This window comes from Acidovorax sp. GW821-FHT10A04 (genome assembly GCF_059415825.1).
The window spans coordinates 857,549-879,684 of the sequence record NZ_JBWKNZ010000001.1; the positions used below are offsets into that span (position 1 = coordinate 857,549).

22 protein-coding genes are annotated in these 22,136 nt (G+C 68.3%); 9 read left to right on the top strand and 13 right to left on the bottom strand.

From position 1 onward, the window contains the following. Positions 1-2: 2 nt before the first annotated feature. Together AC07PF_RS03935 and AC07PF_RS03940 are read left to right on the top strand one after the other, a co-directional pair. On the top strand, positions 3-680 hold the full coding sequence (locus tag AC07PF_RS03935) for a nitroreductase (protein WP_007860940.1): 678 nt from the start codon (positions 3-5) through the stop codon (positions 678-680). Next, positions 668-946: a hypothetical protein gene (locus AC07PF_RS03940; RefSeq protein ID WP_494609201.1), complete on the top strand. Its 279-nt coding sequence runs from the start codon at positions 668-670 to the stop codon at positions 944-946. The genes AC07PF_RS03935 and AC07PF_RS03940 overlap by 13 nt, the downstream gene beginning before the upstream one ends. Before the next feature lie 3 nt (positions 947-949). Here the strand turns inward: AC07PF_RS03940 and ocd are convergent, their stop codons facing one another. Next, on the bottom strand, positions 950-2,038 hold the full coding sequence (gene ocd / locus AC07PF_RS03945; protein WP_007860942.1) for an ornithine cyclodeaminase: 1,089 nt from the start codon (positions 2,036-2,038) through the stop codon (positions 950-952). A 129-nt stretch (positions 2,039-2,167) separates the two neighbouring features. Between ocd and AC07PF_RS03950 the strand changes: the two genes are divergently transcribed. Then, positions 2,168-2,587 carry an Lrp/AsnC family transcriptional regulator gene (locus tag AC07PF_RS03950; protein WP_007860943.1) on the top strand — a complete coding sequence of 140 codons (420 nt, stop codon included), beginning with the start codon at positions 2,168-2,170 and terminating at the stop codon, positions 2,585-2,587. A 10-nt stretch (positions 2,588-2,597) separates the two neighbouring features. Here AC07PF_RS03950 and AC07PF_RS03955 read toward each other — a convergent pair whose 3' ends face one another. Continuing rightward, positions 2,598-3,329, bottom strand: a complete 732-nt coding sequence (locus AC07PF_RS03955; RefSeq protein WP_494609200.1) for an IclR family transcriptional regulator — start codon at positions 3,327-3,329, stop codon at positions 2,598-2,600. A gap of 111 nt (positions 3,330-3,440) precedes the next feature. Next, entirely contained in the window at positions 3,441-3,695 is a 255-nt protein-coding gene (locus AC07PF_RS03960) for an acyl-CoA-binding protein (protein ID WP_007860945.1), read from the bottom strand. 419 nt (positions 3,696-4,114) lie between these two features. Here AC07PF_RS03960 and AC07PF_RS03965 point away from each other — a divergent pair, with 419 nt between their 5' ends. Further along, on the top strand, positions 4,115-5,770 hold the full coding sequence (locus tag AC07PF_RS03965; RefSeq protein ID WP_494609199.1) for a wax ester/triacylglycerol synthase family O-acyltransferase: 1,656 nt from the start codon (positions 4,115-4,117) through the stop codon (positions 5,768-5,770). 4 nt (positions 5,771-5,774) lie between these two features. After that, complete coding sequence (locus tag AC07PF_RS03970; protein ID WP_494609198.1) at positions 5,775-6,341, top strand: DUF922 domain-containing Zn-dependent protease; 567 nt, start codon at positions 5,775-5,777, stop codon at positions 6,339-6,341. Position 6,342: 1 nt separating this feature from the next. Here AC07PF_RS03970 and AC07PF_RS03975 read toward each other — a convergent pair whose 3' ends face one another. After that, positions 6,343-6,921: a TetR/AcrR family transcriptional regulator gene (locus tag AC07PF_RS03975; protein ID WP_007848847.1), complete on the bottom strand. Its 579-nt coding sequence runs from the start codon at positions 6,919-6,921 to the stop codon at positions 6,343-6,345. A gap of 99 nt (positions 6,922-7,020) precedes the next feature. On the opposite strand from AC07PF_RS03975, the gene AC07PF_RS03980 reads away from it, so the two are divergent. Beyond that, on the top strand, positions 7,021-7,488 hold the full coding sequence (locus tag AC07PF_RS03980) for a nuclear transport factor 2 family protein (protein ID WP_007848846.1): 468 nt from the start codon (positions 7,021-7,023) through the stop codon (positions 7,486-7,488). A gap of 1 nt (position 7,489) precedes the next feature. Here the strand turns inward: AC07PF_RS03980 and AC07PF_RS03985 are convergent, their stop codons facing one another. Together AC07PF_RS03985 and AC07PF_RS03990 are read right to left on the bottom strand one after the other, a co-directional pair. Beyond that, entirely contained in the window at positions 7,490-8,587 is a 1,098-nt protein-coding gene (locus AC07PF_RS03985) for a M14 family metallopeptidase (RefSeq protein ID WP_007848844.1), read from the bottom strand. A 98-nt stretch (positions 8,588-8,685) separates the two neighbouring features. Continuing rightward, positions 8,686-9,894: a M20 aminoacylase family protein gene (locus AC07PF_RS03990; RefSeq protein ID WP_007848842.1), complete on the bottom strand. Its 1,209-nt coding sequence runs from the start codon at positions 9,892-9,894 to the stop codon at positions 8,686-8,688. A 351-nt stretch (positions 9,895-10,245) separates the two neighbouring features. Here AC07PF_RS03990 and argE point away from each other — a divergent pair, with 351 nt between their 5' ends. After that, positions 10,246-11,403 carry an acetylornithine deacetylase gene (gene argE, locus AC07PF_RS03995; RefSeq protein WP_494610953.1) on the top strand — a complete coding sequence of 386 codons (1,158 nt, stop codon included), beginning with the start codon at positions 10,246-10,248 and terminating at the stop codon, positions 11,401-11,403. Between the two features lie 13 nt (positions 11,404-11,416). On the opposite strand, the gene AC07PF_RS04000 is transcribed toward argE, so the two are convergent. Then, positions 11,417-12,559 (bottom strand): ABC transporter substrate-binding protein, encoded by a 1,143-nt coding sequence (locus AC07PF_RS04000; protein ID WP_494610954.1) that lies wholly within the window; start codon positions 12,557-12,559, stop codon positions 11,417-11,419. Between the two features lie 117 nt (positions 12,560-12,676). Between AC07PF_RS04000 and AC07PF_RS04005 the strand changes: the two genes are divergently transcribed. Next, a complete protein-coding gene (locus tag AC07PF_RS04005; protein WP_494610955.1) occupies positions 12,677-14,758 on the top strand; it encodes a molybdopterin-containing oxidoreductase family protein in 2,082 nt (693 codons plus the stop codon). Positions 14,759-14,762: 4 nt separating this feature from the next. Here the strand turns inward: AC07PF_RS04005 and AC07PF_RS04010 are convergent, their stop codons facing one another. The 5 genes from AC07PF_RS04010 to AC07PF_RS04030 form a co-directional block, all read right to left on the bottom strand. Continuing rightward, on the bottom strand, positions 14,763-16,385 hold the full coding sequence (locus tag AC07PF_RS04010; protein ID WP_494610956.1) for an MFS transporter: 1,623 nt from the start codon (positions 16,383-16,385) through the stop codon (positions 14,763-14,765). Then, the gene (locus AC07PF_RS04015) at positions 16,375-16,803 is read right to left on the bottom strand and encodes a DoxX family protein (protein WP_494610957.1); all 429 of its coding nucleotides are present in this window, start codon (positions 16,801-16,803) and stop codon (positions 16,375-16,377) included. The genes AC07PF_RS04010 and AC07PF_RS04015 overlap by 11 nt, the downstream gene beginning before the upstream one ends. Continuing rightward, positions 16,803-18,692, bottom strand: coding sequence for an amidohydrolase (locus tag AC07PF_RS04020; RefSeq protein WP_494610958.1), 1,890 nt, complete (start codon positions 18,690-18,692; stop codon positions 16,803-16,805). The genes AC07PF_RS04015 and AC07PF_RS04020 overlap by 1 nt, the downstream gene beginning before the upstream one ends. Positions 18,693-18,878: 186 nt before the next feature. Continuing rightward, positions 18,879-19,532 (bottom strand): hydrolase, encoded by a 654-nt coding sequence (locus AC07PF_RS04025; protein WP_007848820.1) that lies wholly within the window; start codon positions 19,530-19,532, stop codon positions 18,879-18,881. A gap of 46 nt (positions 19,533-19,578) precedes the next feature. After that, positions 19,579-20,304 carry a pirin family protein gene (locus AC07PF_RS04030; RefSeq protein WP_494609189.1) on the bottom strand — a complete coding sequence of 242 codons (726 nt, stop codon included), beginning with the start codon at positions 20,302-20,304 and terminating at the stop codon, positions 19,579-19,581. Positions 20,305-20,488: 184 nt separating this feature from the next. Between AC07PF_RS04030 and AC07PF_RS04035 the strand changes: the two genes are divergently transcribed. Continuing rightward, positions 20,489-21,391, top strand: coding sequence for a LysR family transcriptional regulator (locus AC07PF_RS04035; protein WP_494609188.1), 903 nt, complete (start codon positions 20,489-20,491; stop codon positions 21,389-21,391). Positions 21,392-21,424: 33 nt separating this feature from the next. Here the strand turns inward: AC07PF_RS04035 and AC07PF_RS04040 are convergent, their stop codons facing one another. Next, a complete protein-coding gene (locus AC07PF_RS04040) occupies positions 21,425-22,108 on the bottom strand; it encodes a type 1 glutamine amidotransferase domain-containing protein (RefSeq protein WP_494610959.1) in 684 nt (227 codons plus the stop codon). Positions 22,109-22,136: the final 28 nt, after the last annotated feature.

Below are 22,136 nucleotides of genomic sequence, written 5' to 3' on the forward strand. Positions count from 1 at the left end.
CCATGACCACGCCTGCGCACGACACCCTCTCCGAGCTGCTGCACACGCGCTACAGCTGCCGGTCCTTCCTGCCCGAAGCCCTGCCCCGCGCGACCATCGAGCGCATCCTGGCCACGGCACAGCGCACGGCCTCGTGGTGCAACGCCCAACCCTGGCAGGTGCACATCGCCAGCGGCGAGACCCTGGACCGGCTGCGTGCCGCCTTTGAGGACGCCATCACCCGTGCGCAACCCTCGCCCGACCTGCCCTGGCCACGCGAGTACCGCGGCGTCTACCAGGAGCGCCGGCGCGAATGCGGCTACGGCCTGTACGAGGCGCTGGGCATCGCCAAGGGCGACCGGGCTGCGTCGGCGCGCCAGGCGGCCGAGAACTTCAGCATGTTCGGCGCACCGCACGTGGCCATCGTGAGCAGCGACGAGGCCCTGGGCGTGTACGGCGCGGTGGACTGCGGCGCCTACGTGGGCAATTTCCTGATCGCCGCGCACAGCCTGGGCGTGGCCGCGGTGCCGCAGGCGGCGCTGGCCTCCTACCCGGGCGTGCTGCGCGAGGTGCTGGGCATCGGCACAGACCGCAGCATCGTCTGCGGCATCTCGTTCGGCCTGGCCGATCCGGCGCACCCTGCCAACCAGTTCCGTACCACGCGCGCCGACCCGGCCAGCAGCGTGGTGTGGCGCGATTGAGCGGCGGCAGCCCCCTGCATGCGCCCGGCACCCGCGTGGTGCTGCAGCGCTTCAACGGCACGGCCGAAGGCCCGCCGGATGGCAAGCCCGCGGACGACTACTGGCGGCTGATCGGCAGCAGCGGCACGGTGCTCGGCCCCGCCAATGCGCAAGGCCGTATGCTCGTTCGCTTCGATGAGGACGTGGCGGCACGGGGCCTGGCCTGCCACAACCCCGAGCCCAACAGCCTGCTGATCGCCTTATCCGACCTCGCCCCGGCGGCCTGAACCTCAGGCCACGGCCTGCAGGCGCGGAGCCGCAACCGCCACGGCCTGCCGCAGGATGCCGAACAGGTCCTTGGGGTCGGCCAGGTCGGGGATCAGCTGGATGCGCTCACCCACACCCAATTCCAGCGCCGCATCGCGCATGAAGCGCAGGGCCGAGAAATCCTCCAGCGCAAAGCCCACGGAGTCGAACACCGTCACCTCGTCATCGCTGCGGCGCCCGGCCTGGCGGCCGGCCAGCACCTGCCACAACTCGGTCACGGCGAAGTCGGCCGGCATCTGCTGGATCTCGCCCTCGATGCGGGTCTGGGGTGGGTATTCGACGAAGACCCGGCCGCGCGTGAGCACCTCGGCCTGCAGCTCGGTCTTGCCGGGGCAGTCGCCGCCCACGGCGTTGATGTGCATGCCCGGCTCCACCATGTCGGCGGTGATGATCGTGGCACGCGCCTTGTCCGCCGTGATGGTGGTGACGATGTCGGCACCGCGCACCGCCTCGGCCGTGCTGGCGCACACCGTCACCACCAGGCCCGAGGTCTGCAGGTTGGCCTGCAGCTTGGCGGTGGCGGCGGGGTCGGTGTCGTACAGGCGCACTGCGGTGATGCCCACCAAGTGCTGGAAGGCCAGCGCCTGGAACTCGCTTTGCGCACCGTTGCCGATCAGCGCCATCACCCGGCTGTCCGGCCGCGCCAGGGCCTTGGCGGCCACGGCCGACATGGCGGCCGTGCGCAGGGCGGTGGTCAGGGTCAGTTCGCTGAGCAGTTGCGGCGTGCCCGTGGCCACGTCGGCCAGCACGCCAAAGGCCATCACGGTGGACAGGCCCAGGCGCGTGTTCCTGGGGTGACCGTTGACGTACTTGAAGGTGTAGGTCACGTCGTCGGCGATCGGCATGAGCTCGATCGCGCCGTCGCGCGAGTAGCTGGCCACCCGGGCGGACTTGTCGAAGCTCTCCCAGCGCAGGAAGTCTTCGGTGATGTGGGCGGCAATGCCGGACAGGCAGGCCGCAAGGCCCTTGCGCCGGATCAGCTCCACCGCTTCGGGCGCACTCAGGTAGAGGGTGGATACGCTGGTGTGTTGGGGGCTGGCGTCGTGTCGCATGGTGGTGTCTCCGGTTCGGTGGCATCCAGTGTCCGGCGGGCACGAGGCAATGTGAATCGTCAAAAATATACCGAAATGCAGGATTGATTGTCAAAATGACAGTCATCGCTCACTTTATGGCATGACACCATGGATGAACTCGACCGCTCCCTGATTGCCCTGCTGCGTGGCAATGCGCGCATGAACGTCGCCGACCTGGCGCACAAGCTCGGCGTCTCCCGCGGCACGGTGACCAACCGCATCCGCAAGCTCGAAGACAGCCAGGTGATCGTGGGCTACACCGTCAAGCTGCGGCCCGAGGCCGAGCCCGACCGCATCCGCGCCTGGATGGGGGTGCTGGTGGAGGGCAACCAGTCGCGGCAGGTGGTGGCCAGCCTGCTGGGCGAGCCCGGCGTGGCCACCCTGCACGACACCAACGGCCGCTGGGACCTGCTGGCCGAGCTGGAGGCACGCAGCATGGCCGAACTGGCCCAGGTGCTCGAACGCATCCGCCTGATCGCGGGCATCCGCAGCACCGAGACCAATATCCACCTCACCACATACCGTTGAAGAAAAGGCTTCAGCCTACCTGACCGCTGAGGCTGCGCGCTGCCTCGAGCACGCTCTTCACATAGCGCTCGTCGTAGCGGTGGGCCGGCATGGTCAGTGTGACGGCGGCGGCCACCGCGCCATCGGCCGCAAACACCGGTGCCGAGATGCCCGCCACCTCGCTGAGCCGGTCGCCCACGCTGGCGAGGTAGCCGTCGGCGCGGATGCGCGCGTACAGCGCGCGGTCGTGCCGGCCCAGTGAATTGGACAGCGCGGCATCGAAGGCCACCAGCACCCGCCCGCCCGTGCCCCGGTCCAGCGGCAGCAGGTCGCCCGCGCGGATGTGGTCGCGGATCGGGTGCGGCGAATCCACGCGGAACTGGCACAGTCGCGCATCGCCCTGGCGCACGTGGTAGGCCGCGCTCTCGCCCGTGGCGGCCACCAGTTCGCGCAGCACGGGCATGACCACCCGGTCGAGCGAGAACGAGGCCGCATACAGCGCATGCAGCCGCCCCACCTCGGGCCCGATGGCATAGCGACCATCGTCCAGCCGCTGCACCCAGCGCGCATGTTCGAGCGAGGCCAGCAGGCGCAGCGCCGTGCTCTTGTACAGCCGGGTCCGCGTGGCCAGCTCGGTCAGGGCCAGGGGCCCGTCGCCCTGGCGGAAGGCGGCCATCAGGGTCAGGGCGCGGTCCACGGCAGCCGCGCCGCCTGGGGCGGCATCGGCATCGGCGACGGATTCGGAAACGGCTTTGCGGGGCATCGGAGACAGACGCAAAAGAGAATGCAGTTCCGTCCATTGGAACATCGGCGCTTTGCCCCGTCCATGAAAAAAGCGGCCGGAGCCGCTTTTTCTGCAGGGGAATCCCGGGGCTCAGCTGAGCTCGGTGATCAGGTCGATGTACTGCTGCTTGGCCGCATCCGCCTCGGTGCCCTTGAGCGCGTTCCAGGCATCCCACTTGGCGCGGCCCACCATGTCGGAGAAGCTGGGCTTCTTTTCGGTGTTGTCGCCCACGGTGGCCTGCTTGTACAGCGCGTAGATCTTGAGCAGCGTGGCATTGTTGGGACGCTCGCTCAGGTTCTCGGAATTGGCTTTGGCGGCTTCGAAGGCGGCATTCAGGTCGGCCATGGGGTTGCTCCTTGGATATCGAAAAATGGGGGAGGGAAAGAACGGTGTCGGCAATTGTTTGCGGCGTTGTATCTTAGAGCCTGTTCCATGCCTTTTTGCAGCCGCGTTGGAGTGCAATCGGGATGAGTGGATGCTTCGGGTGCGCCGCATGGGCTCATGCCCATGCAAGCAGCCGGGGCGTGCAATCGCCCGATTTCACTCCAACCCGAAGGGCAAGTGCCTTTTCGGGCGGTCTGCGGCGTTGCGGCGCTTGCCAATAGCCGAGCTATTGGCTGCACCCCGCGCCTTGCATTCCATCCCGAAAAAGGACTTGCGCGGCTTCAAAAAGGCATGGAACAGGCTCTTTGTCTGTGCATGGTGAGAGGCCGTGCAATCCATAGAGGCAAGCCCCCAAAACAACCACAACAGGTGTACATCCGATGGTGACCCGCATTGCTGCTCCCAACGCCACCCGCTCCGAGGGCCTGGCCAACCCGCTGAACACGGCCTCCCAGGTCGCTCGCAAGGCCCGGGACACCACGGCGGCGGCGGCCCGCCGCGGCGCCCAGGCCCTGCCCCCTGCGGCGCGCAAGGCCGCCGGCGTGGTGCAGAAGAACGTGCGCCGCGCCGCCACCGGCATGCTCGGCCTGTCGGGCGAGCGCATGAGCAAGGTCGACACGGCCTGGCTGCGCATGGACTCGGACAGCAACCTGATGATGATCAACGGCGTGTGGACGCTGGCCCCCGGCATCGGCTGGGAGGCGCTGTGCGAGCGCGTGCAGCAGCGCCTGCTGCAGTACCCGCGTTTTCGCCAGCGCGTGGTGGAAGACGCGGCCGGTGCCACCTGGGTCGAAGACCGGCAGTTCGACATCGCCGCCCACGTGCTGCGCGAGACCCTGCCGCAAGAGCCCGGCCAGAGCATGCAGCGCGCCCTGCAGGACCGCGTGGGCGAACTCGCCATGGAGCCGCTGGACCCGCGCCGCCCGCTGTGGCAGATGCACCTGGTCGAGAACTTCCGGGGCGACGACGGCCAGCAGGGTAGCGCACTGATCGTGCGCATCCACCACTGCATTGCCGACGGCATCGCGCTGATCTCGGTCACCATGTCGCTGGTGGACGGTGGTTCCGAGCCGCCCAAGCGCAGCCGCAAGGAGCGCGAGGCTGCGGCCACGGCCGAGGACTGGATCGCCGACGCGTTGATCAAGCCCCTGGCCGGCCTCACCGTCAAGGCGCTGGACCTGGCGGGTGACGGCGCGGCGCGCTCGTTCAAGGTGCTGGGCGATCCCGAGAAGGCCATGCAGCACGGCCTGGCCGGCACCATGGACATGGCGCGCGTGGCCTACCAGCTGGTGAGCGACGCGGCGGCCCTGGCGCTGATGCCCGATGACTCGCCCACACGCCTGAAGGGCCAGCCCGGCCAGGCCAAGCGCGTGGCCTGGTGCCCGCCGATCCCGCTGGAGGAGGTCAAGGCCATCGGCAAGGCGCTCAACTGCTCGATCAACGACGTGCTGCTGTCCTGCGTGGCCGGCGCCATCGGCGGCTACCTGCGCAGCCAGGGTGACGACCCCACGGGCCAGGAGATCCGCGCCATGATCCCCGTGAACCTGCGCCCCATGGAAGAGGCCTGGAAGCTGGGCAACCGCTTCGGCCTGGTGCCGCTGGTGCTGCCCATCGGCGTCGCCAACCCGGTGGAGCGGGTGTACGAGGTGCGTCGGCGCATGAATGCCTTGAAAGGCAGCACCCAGCCCATCCTGGCGTTCGCCATGCTGGCCGTGGCCGGCCTGATGATCAAGCCCGCGCAGGATGCGCTGCTCAACCTGTTCGGCCGCAAGACCACGGCCGTGATGACCAACGTGCCCGGCCCCAAGGAGCAGCTCACGCTGTGCGGCGCGCGCGTCACGCAGTGCATGTTCTGGGTGCCGCAGTCGGGCGACATCGGCCTCGGTGTCTCGATCCTGAGCTATGGCGGCGGCGTGCAGTTCGGAGTGATCACCGACACCACGCTGTGCCCCGAGCCCCAGCTCATCATCGACGCCTTCGCGCCCGAGTTCGACCAGCTCTCGCTGCTCACGCTGATGCTGCCCTGGGGAGACTGAGACCTTGCGCAGGCTTGCCGTTCTGGCGGCAGCAGCAGCGGTGCTGCCGCTGCTGCCCGCCCGCGCCGCCGTGGTGCAGGAGCATGTGCATCGGCCCTACACCGTTCACCTGCAAACCGGGCAGACATTGCGCCAGGCGCTGCAGGCGGCCACGCCCATCGTGGTGGATGGCCGGCGCTTCCATGGCTACACGCGCTGGCATGTGCGCTGGAGCTACCGCTGGTGGCGCGAGGCCTCGGGGCGCTGCGCGATCACGGAGGTCACCACGCGCCTTTCCACCGAGGTGCAGTTGCCCGAACTGCACAACGCCTCGCCGCAACAGCAGGCCGCCTTTGACCGCTACCTGCGCGCCTTGGCGCAGCATGAGCAGGGGCATGCGCAGTTCGGGCGGGATGCGGCCCAGGCCATCGACCAGGGCATTGCCCGGCTGCCGGCAGCCGCCGATTGCGCCACCCTGGAGCGCGAAGCCGACGCGCTGGGGCGCCGCCTGCTGCAGGAGCACGTGGAACGCGAGAAGCAGTACGACCGGGACACCGGCCACGGCGCCACGCAGGGCGCACGGCTGGAGTAGGTCAGCGCCGGGGCAGCAATGCGGGCAAGAGGTGCGACACGCTGGCCAGCACCGCAGGCACCGGCTCACCCAGTTGCGCCCGCACGATGGCACCCTCCACCACCAGGGCCAATGCCTGCGCATCCTGCGCTTGCGTGGCCGATGGCGGCAACAGCATGGCCAGCAGGTCTGTCATGTCCTGCTTGTGGCGGCGGGCAATGGCATTCACTTCGGGCACCGTGTCGCCCAACTCGCTCACGCTGTTGATGAAGGCGCAGCCGCGGAAGTCCTCGCGGGTGAACCACTCGCCCAGCGCGGGCGCCAGGGCGGCCAATCCGGTGCCGGCCTTGCCATGGCGCGCCAGCGCATCGGCGAACCAGGCCATCCACAGGGCGTGGCGCATCTCCAGGTAGGCGCAGACGAGGTCGTTCTTGCTCGGAAAGTGCCGGTAGAAGGTCACCTTGGTCACGCCCGATTCGGCGATCACCTTGTCGATGCCCGTGGCGCGGATGCCCTCGCGGTAGAACAGCCGGTGCGCCGTGTGCAGCAGGCGCTCGCGCGCGGGCAGGTCCTGGACGTCGATGGGGGGAGCAAGCAGCATGGGGCCATTGTAGACAAGTCTGTCTACATGCGTTTATGATGACGACGTAGACAGACTTGTCTACACCTTATCGACTCTGCCCATACCGAGGTGCCGCCCATGGAATCCCGCCCGCCCCTGCCCCCCTTTTCGCTGGAAACCGCGATCCAGAAAGTCCGCCTGGCCGAAGACGGCTGGAACTCGCGCGATCCGGCGCGCGTAGCGCTGGCCTACACCGAGGACACACGCTGGCGCAACCGCGCCGAGTTCCCGGTCGGGCGCGCGGCAGCGCAGCAGTTCCTCGAGCGCAAGTGGGCGCGCGAGCTCGACTACCGGCTCATCAAGGAAATCTGGGCGTTCAGCTCGCACCGCATCGGGGTGCGCTTCGCCTACGAATGGCACGACGATGCAGGCAACTGGTTTCGCAGCCACGGCAACGAGAACTGGGAATTCAACGACGCCGGGCTCATGGCCGTGCGCCATGCCAGCATCAACGACCAGCCGATCAAAGCGGCCGACCGGCTGTTCCACTGGCCCCAGGGCCGGCGCCCGGATGACCATCCAGGGTTGACCGAACTGGGCCTGTAAGTCAGTTGCTCAAGCCGTCCACGGCTTGGAACATCGACTGGCGGGCCTGGCTTACGATCTGACCCTTCCAGGCGTCGGTGTCGGTGTAGAAGGCTTCCAGCATCTGCGCCTTGATCTGTTTCGCCTGTTCGGCCGGTGCATCCGGGTGCAGGTTGAGCCACTGTTCGGCGCGGATCGCATTCATCACGTCAAGCACCGGCACGGTGCCGTACTCCATGGCGATGCCCGTGCTCTCGGCGTGCGGGCATTCGTCGTAGATCGCGTTCCACATCAGCCCGGTGAGGAAGGCCGAGGTCGAGGAGCCGTCGTAGATCGAGGTCACCGGCGTGGCACCGCCGCCATCCCACCAGGCGCGGGCACGGGCCACCGAGGCAGCGTCGTCCTTGCCCGCGTAGATGCGCTCGCCATGGCCGTTCGGGCCCAGGCCGGTGTGCAGGTCGATCCAGGCGATCTGCGAGGCGCCGGCGCCATGCTGGCGCAGCACCTGGCGCAGCGTGCGGTTGCTCCAGCTGGGCTCGGTGCCGCCGAAGAACAGGCCCTGCGGAAACTCGTGCTGGCCGCGCGATATTGCGGCCTGCCAGGCACCCTCGCCATGCGTGTCGATGTACTGCTGCACGGCAGCCAAGTTGTCGGCACCGGGTGGCCATTGCTCGGGCAGCAGCAGGGGCTGCACCTCGCGGTAGGCCTCGTTCACGGGCAGGGGCTGGCTGAAATCCTGGAAGTTGCGGTTCAGGTCCACGTTCTCGTGCGTGAAGCGGCGCACGTGCGAGAAACCATAGGGGTTGAGCGCATGGATATAGAGCGTGGCCACACCGGCCGCGTGCGCCTTGTCGCGCCACTCCTGGTCGTGCAGCGAGAACACCTGCACGCCTGTGCCGCAGTAGCCTTCCACCCCGTGGCAGGCGCTGCTCACGATGAGCAGCTTCTTCGCGTCGGCCGGACCATCGCGCACCACGTCCATGGCCAGGTCCTCGCCATCGCGGCCCTTGAGCGGATGGGCATGCGACTCGATGGGCAGGCCGGCCGCCGCCGCGCCCTCCAGAAACTTCTTGCGGGCCTGGGCGTAGCTGGGCGAAAAGGCGTCGACGATGCCGATCATGGGGCGGTTGCTTTCGTGGGTGGGGTTGGGAACAAAAGAAAACCCGGGGCACGCAGGGGTGCCCAGGGTTTCAGGACAGAAACGACAACCGGTGTCAGTCAGGCCGCCGTGGGCTGGGCCAGCCACTCTTCGGCCAGCTTGACCCAGTAGGTCGCGCCCAGCGGGATCAGGTCGTCGTTGAAGTCGTAGCTCGGGTTGTGCAGCGTGCAGGGGCCGCCGCCATGGCCCATCTCGCGGTGGGCGCCGTCGCCGTTGGCGATGAAGCAGTAGGCACCGGGCTTGGCCTGCAGCATGAAGGCGAAGTCCTCGGCGCCCATGGTGGGCTCCTGCACCATCACATTGGCCTCGCCGACGATGCCGGCCATGACCTTGCGCGCGAACTCGGCCTCGGCCGGCGAGTTCACGGTCGGCGGGTAGTTGCGGTGGAAGTGGAATTCGCAGGTGGCGTCGTGCGCGGCGCAGGTGTGCTCGGCCACCTGCTTCATGCGCTTTTCGATCAGGTCCAGCACCTCGATGGAGAAAGTGCGCACCGTGCCCTGCAGCTCGCAGCTGTCGGGCACCACGTTGGTGGCTTCGCCCGCGTGCACCATGGTCACCGAGATCACGCCCGCGTCCACCGGCTTCTTGTTGCGGCTGATGATGGTCTGGAAGGCCTGCACCATCTGGCAGGCGATCGGCACCGGGTCGATGCCGTTGTGCGGCAACGCGGCGTGGCTGCCCTTGCCGCGGATGGTGATCTTGAACTCGTTGCTCGACGCCATCACCGGCCCCGGGCTCACCGCGAACTGGCCCACGGGCATGCCGGGCCAGTTGTGCATGCCGTAGACGGCCTGCATGGGGAACTGCTCGAACAGGCCGTCGGTGATCATCTCGCGCGCACCGCCACCGCCCTCTTCGGCCGGCTGGAAGATCAGGTACACGGTGCCGTCGAAATTGCGGTGCTTGGCGAAATGCTGCGCTGCAGCAAGCAGCATGGCCGTGTGGCCGTCATGCCCGCAGGCGTGCATCTTGCCGGTGTGCTTGCTGGCATGGGCAAAGGTGTTGAACTCCTGCATGGGCAGGGCGTCCATGTCGGCGCGCAGGCCGATGGCCCGGCCGCTGGCCCCCCCGTCACGCCCCTTGACGATGCCGACCACGCCCGTGGTGCCCAGGCCGCGGTGGATGGGAATGCCCCATTCGGTGAGCTTGTTGGCCACCACGTCGGCCGTGCGCACCTCTTCGAAGCACAGCTCGGGGTGGGCGTGAATGTCCCGGCGCACCGCTGCAATACTGGCCGCCTGGGTGACGATGGAGTCAATAACGTTCATGATATGTGTCCTTACGATTTCACAGTCTAGCGCGAGAACGTATTTATGGCTTTTCCGGGGATCGCGCAAGTTCCTTGTCGGGATGAGATGCTAGGCGCGGTGCGCTGCCAATAGCCCAGCTATTGGCGAGCGCCGCAACGCTGCAGACCACCCGACAAGGCACTTGCCCTTCGGGTTGAGGTGAAATCGGGCGATTGCGGGGCCAAGCCGCTTGCATGGGCACGAGCCCATGCGGCGCAACATTGGCACCGCACTCATCCCGATTGCACCTCAACGCGACCCCGGAAAAGCCGTAAATACGTTCTCACAGCAACCTATGTGCCAACCCGGGTTAATCACCAGTCCATGCCCATGATTTCCTCCCCCGCCCTTGACCTTGCGCAGACCCTGGTGCGCATGAACACGGTGAGCCAGAACTCCAATCTGGAGCTGATCCACTTCATCCGCGACCACTTGGCAAAGCTGGGCGTGAAAAGCCGCCTGACCTACAACGCCGACAAGACCAAGGCCAACCTGTTCGCCACGCTGGGCGAGGGCAAACAGAACGGCATCATCCTCTCGGGCCACACCGACACCGTGCCCTGGGACGGCCAGGACTGGACGATGGACCCGCTGAGTGCACTCGTCAAGGACGGCAACCTGTACGGCCGCGGCAGTGCCGACATGAAGGCCTTCATCGGCATCGCGCTCTCGCACGCCGCGCAGTTCCTGGCCAGCGACGCCCCGTTTGCCATGCACTTCGCCTTCAGCTACGACGAGGAGGTGGGCTGCTTCGGCGTGAAGGAGCTGATCGCCGACCTGCGCGACGCCAACATCCGTCCGCTGGCCTGCATCGTGGGCGAGCCCACGAGCATGGTGCCGGCCATCGCCCACAAGGGCGTGTACCGCTACAAGTGCTGCGTGCGCGGCAAGGAAGCGCATTCCTCGCTCACGCCGCATTCGGTGAACGCCATCGAGATGGCGGCGCGCGTGGTGGGCCGGGTGCGCGACATGGCCGAGGGCTTCGAGCGCAGCGAGCCGCGCTTCGAGGGTTTCGACGTGCCATTCTCCACCGCCAGCGTGGGTCAGTTCCACGGCGGCATTGCCGACAACGTGGTGCCGCGCGACGCCGAATTCCGCTACGAATTCCGCGACCTGCCGACGGCCAACGCGGCCCAGATGCAGTCCGAGGTGCTGGCCTACGCGCGCTCGCTCGAACCTGCGATGCAGAAGGTGGCGCCACAGACCGGTTTCAGTTTCGAGACCATCTGCGAGATCCCGAGCTTCCTGGGCAGCAAGGACGACGCCGTGACCCGCCTGGCGCAGGAACTGAGCGGCGAGCAGGGCACCACCCTGGTGGCCTTCGGCACCGAGGCCGGGCTGTTCAAGAACGCCGGCATCCCCACCGTGGTCTGCGGCCCCGGCAGCATCCAGCAGGCGCACCAGCCCGACGAGTACGTGAGCCTGGAACAACTGGGCCGCTGCGAGGCCTTCATGCAGGGCCTGGCATCGACCAAGGCCTTCGGCTGACGCGCAAGGGGCGTCAGGTCCTCACGCGCCCATCACCGGTCAGCATCGACATCTCGACGAAGTTCGAGGCCGCATGGTCGGTGGCGCTGTAGGACACCTGGAAGCCCGAGATGGCCTGGCTGCCCAGGCCTTCGAGCCCGGCGATCAGGCCGTCGCGGGTGATCTTGCCGTTGGCCTGGCGCAGGCCCTCGGCAAAAACGCGGGCCGCCACGAACCCCTCCATGCTGGAGTAGTTGGCCTGCACCTTGTCGCCGCCCTTCTTGATGGCCTCCAGGAACTCGCGCGTGATCTGGCGCGAGGGCTGGTAGGGCGAAGGCATGACCTGCGAGACCACCACGCCGGCGCCGTCCTTGCCCAGCTCGTCGGCCAGGGCCTGCGTGCCCACGAAGGACACGTTGTAGAACGTGCCGCCAAAGCCCGCCTTGCGCGCGGCCCGCACGAAGGCGGCGCTGCCCGCGTACGCGGCGATCTGCACCACGGCGTCGGGCTTGGCGGCCACCAGCTTCTCGACGGCGGCCTTCACATCCACCGAATTGCGCTCCACCGTCGCCGTGGCCACGGGCGCCAGTTTCTGCTCGGTCAGCGCACGCACCACGCCATCGAGCCCGGCCTTGCCATAGGCATCGTTCTGGTGGAAGACCGCGATCTTCTTGAGCCCCAGGTTGGTGAGCTGGCGCACGATGAGCGCGGTTTCGTCGTAGTACGAGGCGCGCACATGGAACACCAGCCGGTTGAACGGCTGGCGCAAGGCCTCGGCCCCGGTGAACGGGCCGAAGAACGGCACCTTCTCCTTGGTGAACAGTGGCAGCGCCGCCAGGCTGGTGGGGGTGCCGATATAGCCGAACAGCGCGAACACGTCGTCGGCTATGAGTTTTCGGGTGTTTTCGGCGCAGCGGTCCGGCTCGTAGCCATCGTCGAGCGTGCGGATCTCGATCTGCCGCTTGCCCACGCCGCCCTGGGCATTGAGCTGGTCGAAGAACAGCTTGGCCCCCTGGTGGAACTGGATACCGAGCTGCGCCGCCGGCCCCGTGAACGGGGCCGACTGGCCCAGCACGATGCGCCCTTCGCTCTGCGCCCGGGCGGTCTGAAAGCCGGCGAGTGCCACGGCACCCAAGCCCACGGAAAACTGCCTGCGCCCCAATACAACGTGGTTCATGGTGAAATCCCGGTTCTAAGAAAATCCCAAGAGCGGTGCGTCCGCGATACGCCCGGACGGGCCGCGCCACAAGCGCGCCACCAGCCCTGCATGCCAGTTTAACGACCAGCCCCACCCATGCCTACGATTTCGGCCCCTGTTTCCCCTGAATCCGTGTCCCTGATGGTACGTGGCGCCTGCCCCCACGACTGCCCCGACACCTGCGCGCTGCTGACCACCGTGGTCGATGGCGTGGCCACCCGGGTGCAGGGCAACCCCGCGCATGCGCACACCGATGGCGTGCTGTGCGCCAAGGTCTCGCGCTATACCGAGCGCAGCTACCACCCGGAGCGGGTGCTCACACCGCTCAAACGCAGCGGCCCCAAGGGCAGCGGGCAGTTCACGCCCGTCAGCTGGGACGAGGCCCTGGGCGACATCGCACAGCGCCTTTCCACCATCGCCGCGCACGACCCCGAGGCCATCCTGCCCTACAGCTACGCCGGCACCATGGGCATGGTGCAGGGCGAGAGCATGGACCGGCGCTTCTTCCACCAGCTCGGCGCCTCGCTGCTGGACCGCACCATCTGCGCCTCGGCCGGCGCCGAGGCCCTGGTGCAGACCCTGGGCGGCAAGGTCGGCATGAAGGTGGAGTTCTTCGCCGAGGCACAGCTCATCCTGATCTGGGGCAGCAACTCCATCGGCAGCAACCTGCATTTCTGGCGCTATGCCCAGCAGGCCAAGCGCAACGGTGCGAAGCTGGTCTGCATCGACCCGCGCAAGACCGAGACAGCCGACAAGTGCCACGAGCACATCGCCCTGCGCCCCGGCACCGATGCCGCGCTGGCCCTGGCGCTGATGCACGAGCTGATCGCCCACGACTGGCTGGACCACGACTACATCGCACGCCACACCCTGGGCTGGGAAGGCCTGCGCGAGCGCGCCCTGCAGTGGCCACCCGAGCGCGCGGCCGAAGTCTGCGGCATCCCCGTGGAGCAGATCCGCCAGTTGGCCCGCGAATACGGCACCACAAAGCCCGCCGCCATCCGTCTGAACTACGGCATGCAGCGCGTGCGCGGCGGCGGCAATGCCGTGCGCGCCGTCACCTGCCTGCCGGCGCTCACGGGCGCCTGGCGCCACCGTGCGGGCGGCATGCTGCTGTCCAGCTCGGGCCAGTACCCGGTGCAGCGCGCCGTGCTGCAGCGCCCCGACCTGCTGGCGGGCCGCCAGCCGCGCACCATCAACATGTCCACCATCGGCGACGACCTGCTGCGCCCGGCCTCGCCCGGCTTCGGCCCCCAGGTGCAGGCCGTGGTGGTGTACAACAGCAACCCCGTGGCCGTGGCCCCCGAGTCGGGCAAGGTGGTGCAGGGCTTTGCGCGTGAAGACCTGTTCACCGTGGTGCTGGAGCACTTTCACACCGATACGGCCGACTACGCCGACTACATCCTGCCGGCCACCACGCAGCTCGAGCACTGGGACGTGCACCTCTCTTACGGCCACACCGACGTGGTGCTCAACCGCCCGGCCATCGCCCCGCTGGGCGAGGCGCGCTCCAACGCCCAGATCTTCCGCGACCTAGCCGCGCGCATGGGCTACACCGACCCGTGCTTTGCCGACGACGACGCCACCCTGTGCCGCCAGGCCTTCGGCGATGCGGTGGACTATGCGCTGCTCGAATCGCAGGGCTTTGCCACGCTGGCCATGCCCGACGCGCCGTTTGCCGAGGGCCAGTTCCCCTCGCCCTCGGGCAAATGCGAGTTCTACAGCGCACGCCTGGCCACCCAGGGCCTGGACGGCCTGCCCGACCACCTGCCCAACTACGAGCTGCAGGGCAGCTCGGCTGCCTACCCCTTGGCGATGATCTCGCCGCCCGCGCGCAACTTCCTGAACTCCAGCTTCGTCAACGTGAAGACCTTGCGCGACATCGAAGGCCGGCCGCTGCTGGAGATCCACCCCGACGACGCCGAGGCGCGCGGCATCGCCAACGACAGCATCGTGCGCGTGTTCAACGCCCGGGGCAGCTACCGCTGCCACGCCAGCGTGTCGCGCCGGGCCCGGCCCGGCGTGGTCAACGGCATGGGCATCTGGTGGCGCAAGCTGGGGCTCGACGGCACCAACGTCAACGAGATCACCAGCCAGGCCCTGACCGACCTGGGCCGCGCCCCCACCTTCTACGACTGTCTGGTGGAGGTGGAGGCCGTGGACGAGCAGGCCGCCTGAGCCCTCAAGCCCCTGGCGCCAGCGCCAGGTAGTGGTGCACCACGGGCTTGCCAGGCCCCTGGTGAAAGCGCAGCGCCTGGGCCTGCAGGTCGGCATCGGCCTGGGAGACGCGGTCGTGCTGGCGCAGGTGCTCGGCCCAGGATTCGACCAGGAACCATTCGATCACGCGCTCGGGCTCGCCCGTGTGCTCGGCCACGCCCCAGGCATAGGCGCCGTCGCGCCGGCGCTCCGCGGCCACCCGTTGCATGGCCTGCAGGAAGGCCGGCTGGTCCTCCTTGCGGATGCGGTACTCCACCTGCACCATGACCGGGCCGCGGTCGTGCGCCACGGGTTCGGCCAGCAGGGGCTCGGGCCAGTGGCGCGAGGGCTGCAGGTCCGCCTCGCCCGTGGGCAGCTTCACGCGGTGGAACACGAAGGCCACCAGCACCAGCCCGGCCGCGCCGATGAGCAGCGTGGTCGCCAACCCCATTTGCCCCGCCACCAGGCCCCAGCCCAGGCTGCCGGCCGCCATGGCACCGTTGAACACCATGAGGTAGATGGCCAGGCCGCGCCCGCGCACCCAGTTGGGCAGCACCGCCTGGGCCACGCCGTTGAGGGTGGTCAGCGCGATGATCCAGCCCAGGCCCAGCACCAGCATCAGTGCCACGGCGGCCCATTGCGGCGGCGCCAGCGTGAGCACCGCCATCACCACCGCGGTGAGCAGCGAGGCGGTGAGCACCAGGCCATCGGTGTCGAGCCGGCGGCGCAGCCGGGGCAGCAGCACGGCGCCCAAGATGGCGCCCGCACCCACCGCGCCCAGCAGCACGCCATAGAACCCGGCCGAGCCGCCCAGCATGCGCCGGGCCACCAGCGGCAACAGTGCCCACACCGAGCTTGCGAACAGGAAGAACACCGCCGCGCGCAGCAGCACCACGTGCAGCTCGCGGCTGGCGCGGGCATAGCGCACGCCAGCCCGGAAGGCGCCGAAGAACTGCTCATTGCGCCCCGTGTCCACGGCCGGCGGCCGGCGCCACCACAGCAGGGCCGCGACCACAAACACGTAGCTCAGCACGTCGAGGCCATAGGCCGCTGCCGCGCCGAAGCTGGCCAGCAGCAGGCCGCCCACCGCCGGGCCCACGGCACGGGCGATGTTGATGCCCAGCGAGTTGAGCGCCACGGCATTGCGCAGCTCGCTGCGCGGCACCAGCTCGGGCACGATGGACTGCCAGGTCGGGCCCATCAGGGCTGCGCCCACGCCGCCCAGGAAGGTCAGCGCGATCAGGTACTCCACCGTGAGGGTGTGGGTGTGCGCCAGCAGCAGCAGGGCACCGCTCACGCCGGCCAGCAGGATCTGCACGCCGATCAGGAAGCGCCGCCGGTCAAGGATGTCCGACAGCACGCCGGCCGGCAACGCGAGAAGGAAGATCGGCAGCGTGGCCGCCGTCTGCACCAGGGCCACGGCCGTGGGGCTGGTGGACAGCTCGGTCACCATCCAGGCGCTGGCCACGTCGCGCATGAAGCTGCCGATGTTGCCCAGGATGGTGGCGGCCCACAGCACCGCGAACACCGGCAGGCGCAGCGGGGCGAAGGCGCCGCCGCTGGCTGCAGCGGCAGGTTGCGCGGAGGGGTGTTGGTGTTCATGCGCCATAAAGGCCTCCCAGGTCGTGCCAGGCCACGAGCACGAAACCGCCCGCCAGACCCCAGTGTTCAAAGAATGCGTTGGCCGTGGCCCGGCGCTCTGCCGGTGCGGCCTGCCAGAAGCGGTCGGCCACGAAGGCCGCCAGCACCGTGAAGCCCGCCAGGGCCAGCGCCCCCAGCCACCGGTGCCAGCCCGAGACCACCAGGGCCGAAGCGCCCAGCTGCAAGGCAATCGTGGCCAGCGCCAGCGGCGCGGCCGGCGCCAGCGGCGCGGCCGGCGCCAGGCCGAAGTGCCGCATCTCGGCCACGGCACCAGCGAAGTCGCGCGCCTTGGCCAGGCCGCCCTGCAGGTAGGCCGCACACAGGCACAGCAGGGCCAGCGACTGCACCCAGGGCGCGGTCGCTGCGGAGTGAAGGACTTCCGACATCACACCGCCCAGCAGGCGCAGCCCAGCGCGCCCCAGAAGCCCTTGAGGTCGGCAATCGGCAGCTGGCTGCTCCAGGCCGTGGCGTGCTGGTGGCCGTGCACATTGCAGTCATTGGCGCAGGCACAGGCGGCAGCCGCCTGGCGCAGGGCCGCCTGCAGGGGCTTGCCTTCCTGGTCGCCCCAGCCGGCGTAGCCGCCGAAGGTGCGCACCGGCGACCAGTCGGGCATGGCGGGCGGCGGCGCGGCACCGTCGTGCGCGGCGAATTCGCCCACGCCGTAGACCACCTTGCCACCCACCACGGTGAGCAGGGCCGTGGTGTCGGCGATGTCGGATTCGGGGCAGGCGAAGAAGTCGCGGTCGGGCACCACCAGGTCGGCGAGCTGGCCCACCTCTATGCGGCCCTTCTTGCCCTCTTCGTTGGAAAACCAGGTCACGTTCTCGGTCCACATGCGCAGCGCGGCCTCGCGGTCCAGGCAGTTGCGCTGCGGGGTCAGCTGCAGGCCGCCCACCGTCTTGCCGGTGACCAGCCAGGACAGGGATACCCAGGGGTTGTACGAAGCCACACGCGTGGCGTCGGTGCCTGCGGAGACCTTGACGCCTTTTTCGAGCATGCGCTTGACGGGCGGCGTGGCCTCGGCCGCGCCGGCGCCGTAGCGTTCGACGAAGTACTCACCCTGGTAGGCCATGCGGTGCTGCACGGCCACGCCGCCGCCCAGCGCCGCGATGCGGTCGATGGACCGCTCGGAGATGGTCTCGGCATGGTCGAAGAACCAGTTCAGGCCGGCCAGCGGCGTGTCGCGGTTCACCTTCTCGAACACGTCGAGCGCGCGGGTGATGGTCTCGTCGTAGGTGGCGTGCATGCGCCAGGGCCAGCGGTTCTGCGCCAGGATACGCACCACGTCTTCCAGGTCGTCCTCCATCTCCGGGCCCATGTCGGGCCGGGGCTGGCGGAAGTCCTCGAAGTCGGCAGCCGAGAACACCAGCATCTCGCCCGCGCCGTTGTGGCGAAAGTAGTCCGTGCCCTGCTTGTACTGCGAGGTGGCTGTCCAGTGCAGGAAGTCCTCTTTCTCCTGCTTGGGCTTTTGCGTGAACAGGTTGTAGGCCAGGCGGATGGTGAGCTGGTCGGCGTCGGCCAGCTCCTGGATCACGGCGTAGTCGTCAGGGTAGGCCTGGAAGCCCCCGCCCGCGTCGATGGCGCCCGTGACACCGAGGCGGTTGAGCTCGCGCATAAAGTGGCGCGTGGAATTGACCTGGTAGTCGTGCGGCAGCTTCGGGCCCTTGGCCAGCGTGGCGTAGAGGATGGCGGCATTGGGCTTGGCCAGCAGCAGGCCTGTGGGGTTGCCCGCGCTGTCGCGCACGATCTCGCCGCCCGGGGGCGCGGGGGTCTCGCGCGTGTAGCCCACGGCGCGCAGCGCGGCGGCGTTGAGCAGGGCGCGGTCGTACAGGTGCAGGATGAACACCGGCGTGTCGGGCGCCACGGCATTGAGCTCGGCGATGGTGGGCAGGCGCTTCTCGGCAAACTGGTGTTCGGTGAAGCCGCCCACCACGCGCACCCACTGCGGCGCGGGCGTCACCGCCACCTGGCGGCGCAGCATGGCCATGGCGTCGGCCAGGCTGCGCACGCCGTCCCAGCGCAGTTCCATGTTGAAGTTCAGGCCGCCGCGGATGATGTGCAGGTGGTTGTCGATGAGGCCGGGCAGGACCGAACGGCCCTGCAGGTCGATGACGCGGGTGCCGGGGCCGGCCAGCGGCAGGATCTCGCGGTCCGTGCCGACCTGGATGAAGCGGCCACCCGCGATGGCCACGGCGCTGGCCGTGGGCTGGGCCCGGTTGAGCGTGGTGAAGCGGCCGTGGTGCAGGATCAGGTCGGGCGTGCTGGTCTGGGCCATGGGAAGGATTCTTTCAGAAGCGGGAATTGAGCGGATGGCACTTGCGGCCACAACGGCGCCTGGAGGTTACCCCCGGCGCGGCTGAGAAAACTCAGCGAAGCGGTTCTGGCTAGGCGCTGCGTCGCAGGCAGTACGCGAGTACGACAAGACGCAGCAACGACGCCAGAAGAGTTTTATCAGCCGCGCTCAGCCTTCGTGGGCGTTGAACATGGTCTTGGCGTAGGTGATGCCAAGACCGTAGCCGCCGCCGAACTTCTTGGCGATGCCCGTCGTCATGTCATAGGTCTCCGTGCGGGCCCAGTCGCGTTGCAGCTCCAGCAGGTACTGCAGCGCGGTGATGGGCCGTGCACCGGCCTGCACCATGCGCTCCATGGCGCGGTTGTGGGCCTCGGTGGAGATGTCGCCGCTGGCGTCGGCGATCACGTAGACCTCGAAGCCCTGGTCCAGTGCCGACAGGGCCGGCCCGACGATGCAGACGCTGGTCCACAGGCCGGCCAGCACGATGCGTGGCTTGCCGATGGCGTTGATGCGATCGATCACGCCGGCATCCTCCCAGGTGTTCATGGAAGTGCGGTCCAGCAGCGCCTGGCCGGGGAACGGGGCGGTGACTTCCTCGAACATGGGGCCCGAAAAGCTCTTTTCGGCCACGGTGGTGAGGATGGTCGGCACCTGGAAGCCGGCCGCCGCGCTGGCCACCAGGCCGGCGTTGGAGCGCAGCGTGATCGCATCGATGGAATGCGTGGCAAAGGCCATCTGCGACTGGAAGTCGATCATCACCAGGGTGTGGTCGTTCGGGGTCAGCAGCGTGGAACCGGCGGTGGGCTTGGCGATGGGCGTCATGGGAATCTCCTGAAAAGTGAAAAGGCTTTGAAAAAAGGGGGCGAACTCAGCGGGGCATCACTGGCAGCTCGTTGGGGCGCAGGTCGAACACAAGCACCTCGGCCTGCTCGCCATCGGCAAAACGCAGCTCCCTGGGCTCGCGGATGCGGGCCCCGTCGCCTTCGGACAGGCGCTCGCCGTTGACCGTGAGGCTGCCGCGGGCCACGTGCACATACACATGGCGGTCGGCAGCCACGTCCAGCGTGGCCCATTCATCGCCATCGAACAGACCGGCATAGACCCGGGCGTCCTGGTTCACGGCCAGGGAGCCGTCCGCGCCTTCGGGCGAGATGATCTGGCGCAGGCGGCCACGCTTGTCGGCCTCGCTGAAGTGCACCTGCTGGTAGCGCGGTGCGGCACCGCGCACACCGGGCACGAGCCAGATCTGCAGGAAGTGCACGGCTTCGTCACCCGAGTGGTTGAACTCGCTGTGCTCCACGCCGGTGCCGGCGCTCATCATCTGCACGTCGCCGGGGCGGATGACCGAGCCCGTGCCCATGGAGTCCTTGTGCTCCAGCGCGCCTTCAAGCACGTAGGAGAAGATTTCCATGTCGCGGTGGCCGTGGGTGCCGAAGCCCTTGGAGGGGGCGACGCGGTCGTCGTTGATCACCAGCAGGTCCGAAAAGCCTTGCTGCTTGAGGTCGCGGTAGTGGCCGAACGAAAAGGTGTGGCGCGAATGCAGCCAGCCGTGGTTGGCGTTGCCGCGTTGGTGGGCTTTGCGGATGTCGAGCATGGTGGTGTCCTTTCTTCAGATTCGATGGGGTTCACACTGAATTCCTGGTCTGCCATCTGGCAGTTGTCAGAGAGCTGCAGTGCTCGGGTGAAGAAAGTATCTCGCCGCAGAGGGGGCCATAGGTTGAAACATCAACGGCTCCATGATCGATAATTTCGATGATGGAAATTCTGCCCGCTTCGCCATGCTGAAACTGACCCTCGACGCCATCGAACTCGTGGATGCCATTGCCCGGCACGGCTCCTTCGCGGGTGCGTCCGAGCAACTGCACAAGGTGCCGTCCACCATCTCCTATGCCGTGGGCAAGCTGGAGGAACAGCTGGGCTTTGCCCTGTTCACGCGCAACGGCCCGCGCGTCACGCTCACGCCTGCGGGGCAGGAGATGCTCAAGGAAGGGCGTTGGCTGCTGGTGGCGGCCGGCCACCTGGAATCGCGCATGCGCCAGATCGCCACGGGCTTCGAGTCGGAACTGCGCCTGGTGCACGACTCGCTGATCCCCACCAGCGCCTTCAACGACGACATCTGCGCCTTCGAAGACCTGAACTGCGGCACGCGCCTGCGCATTGGCTGCGAGGCCCTCACCGGCACCTGGGAGGCGCTGCGCGAAGGCCGCGCCGACATCATCGTGGCGGCGGGCGAAGGCCCGGCTGGCGGGGGTTACAAGGCGGTGGCCGTGGGCAGCCTGGAATTCGCCTTCTGCGTGACGGCCACGCACCCGCTGGCGCAGCTGCAGCGCCCGCTGGCCCGCAACGACCTGCTGGAGCACACCGCCGTGGTGGTGGGCGATGGCGCGCGCTCGCTGTCGGACCGCACGGTGGGCCTGCTGGCAGGGCAGCGGCGCATCACCGTGCCCTCCATGGCGGCCAAGATCGCCTGTCAGAGCGCGGGCCTGGGCCACGGCTTCGTGCCGCGCGCCTGCGTGCTCCACGAGCTCCAGACCGGCATCCTGGTGGAGCTGGTGGTGCAGGAGCCCCGGGCCGACGAGACCTTCTGGCTGGCCTGGAAGCCCGAGCATATGGGCGAGGCGCTCAAGTGGTGGCGCCAGCGGCTGGCCCGGCCGCTGCTGCCGGGAATCCTGCCGCACTGATCTGGCCGGGGCCCAGGCCCCGGGGGCCTGGCTTCAGCCCAGTTGCTGCAGCACGGCGTGCGCGCCCTGCTCCGAGGAGGCCGGGTTCTGCCCGGTGATCAGGTTGCCATCGGTCAGCACGTAGGGCGCCCAGTCGGCCCCCTTGGCGTACTGGCCGCCCGCGGCCTTGAGCATGTCTTCCACGAGGAAGGGGACCACTTTGGTCAGTTGCACGGCCTCTTCCTCGGTGTTGGTGAAGCCGGTGACCTTCTTGCCGTCGACCAGGTGCTTGCCGTCCGGTGCCTTGGCGTGGCGCAGCACGCCCGGGGCATGGCAGACCAGGGCCAGGGGCTTGCCTGCGGCAAAGGTCTTCTCGATGAGCGCGATCGACAGCGCATCCTCGGCCAGGTCCCACAGCGGGCCGTGGCCGCCGGGGTAGAACACGGCGTCGAAGTCCTCGGCGCGCACGCTGGCCAACGGCACGGTGTTCGCCAGCACGCGCTGTGCGTCGGTGTCGGCCTTGAAGCGGCGCGTGGCGTCGGTCTGTGCGCCCGGGTCATCGCTCTTGGGGTCCAGCGGCGGCTGGCCGCCCTGGGGCGATGCCAGCGTGATCTGCACGCCCGCGTCCTTGAACACGTAGTACGGCGCGGCGAACTCCTCGAGCCAGAAGCCCGTCTTCTTGCCGGTGTCGCCCAGCTGGTCGTGCGAGGTCAGGACCATCAGGATTTTTTTCGTCATGGTGTGGCTTTCAAGGTTGGTGAAGGAA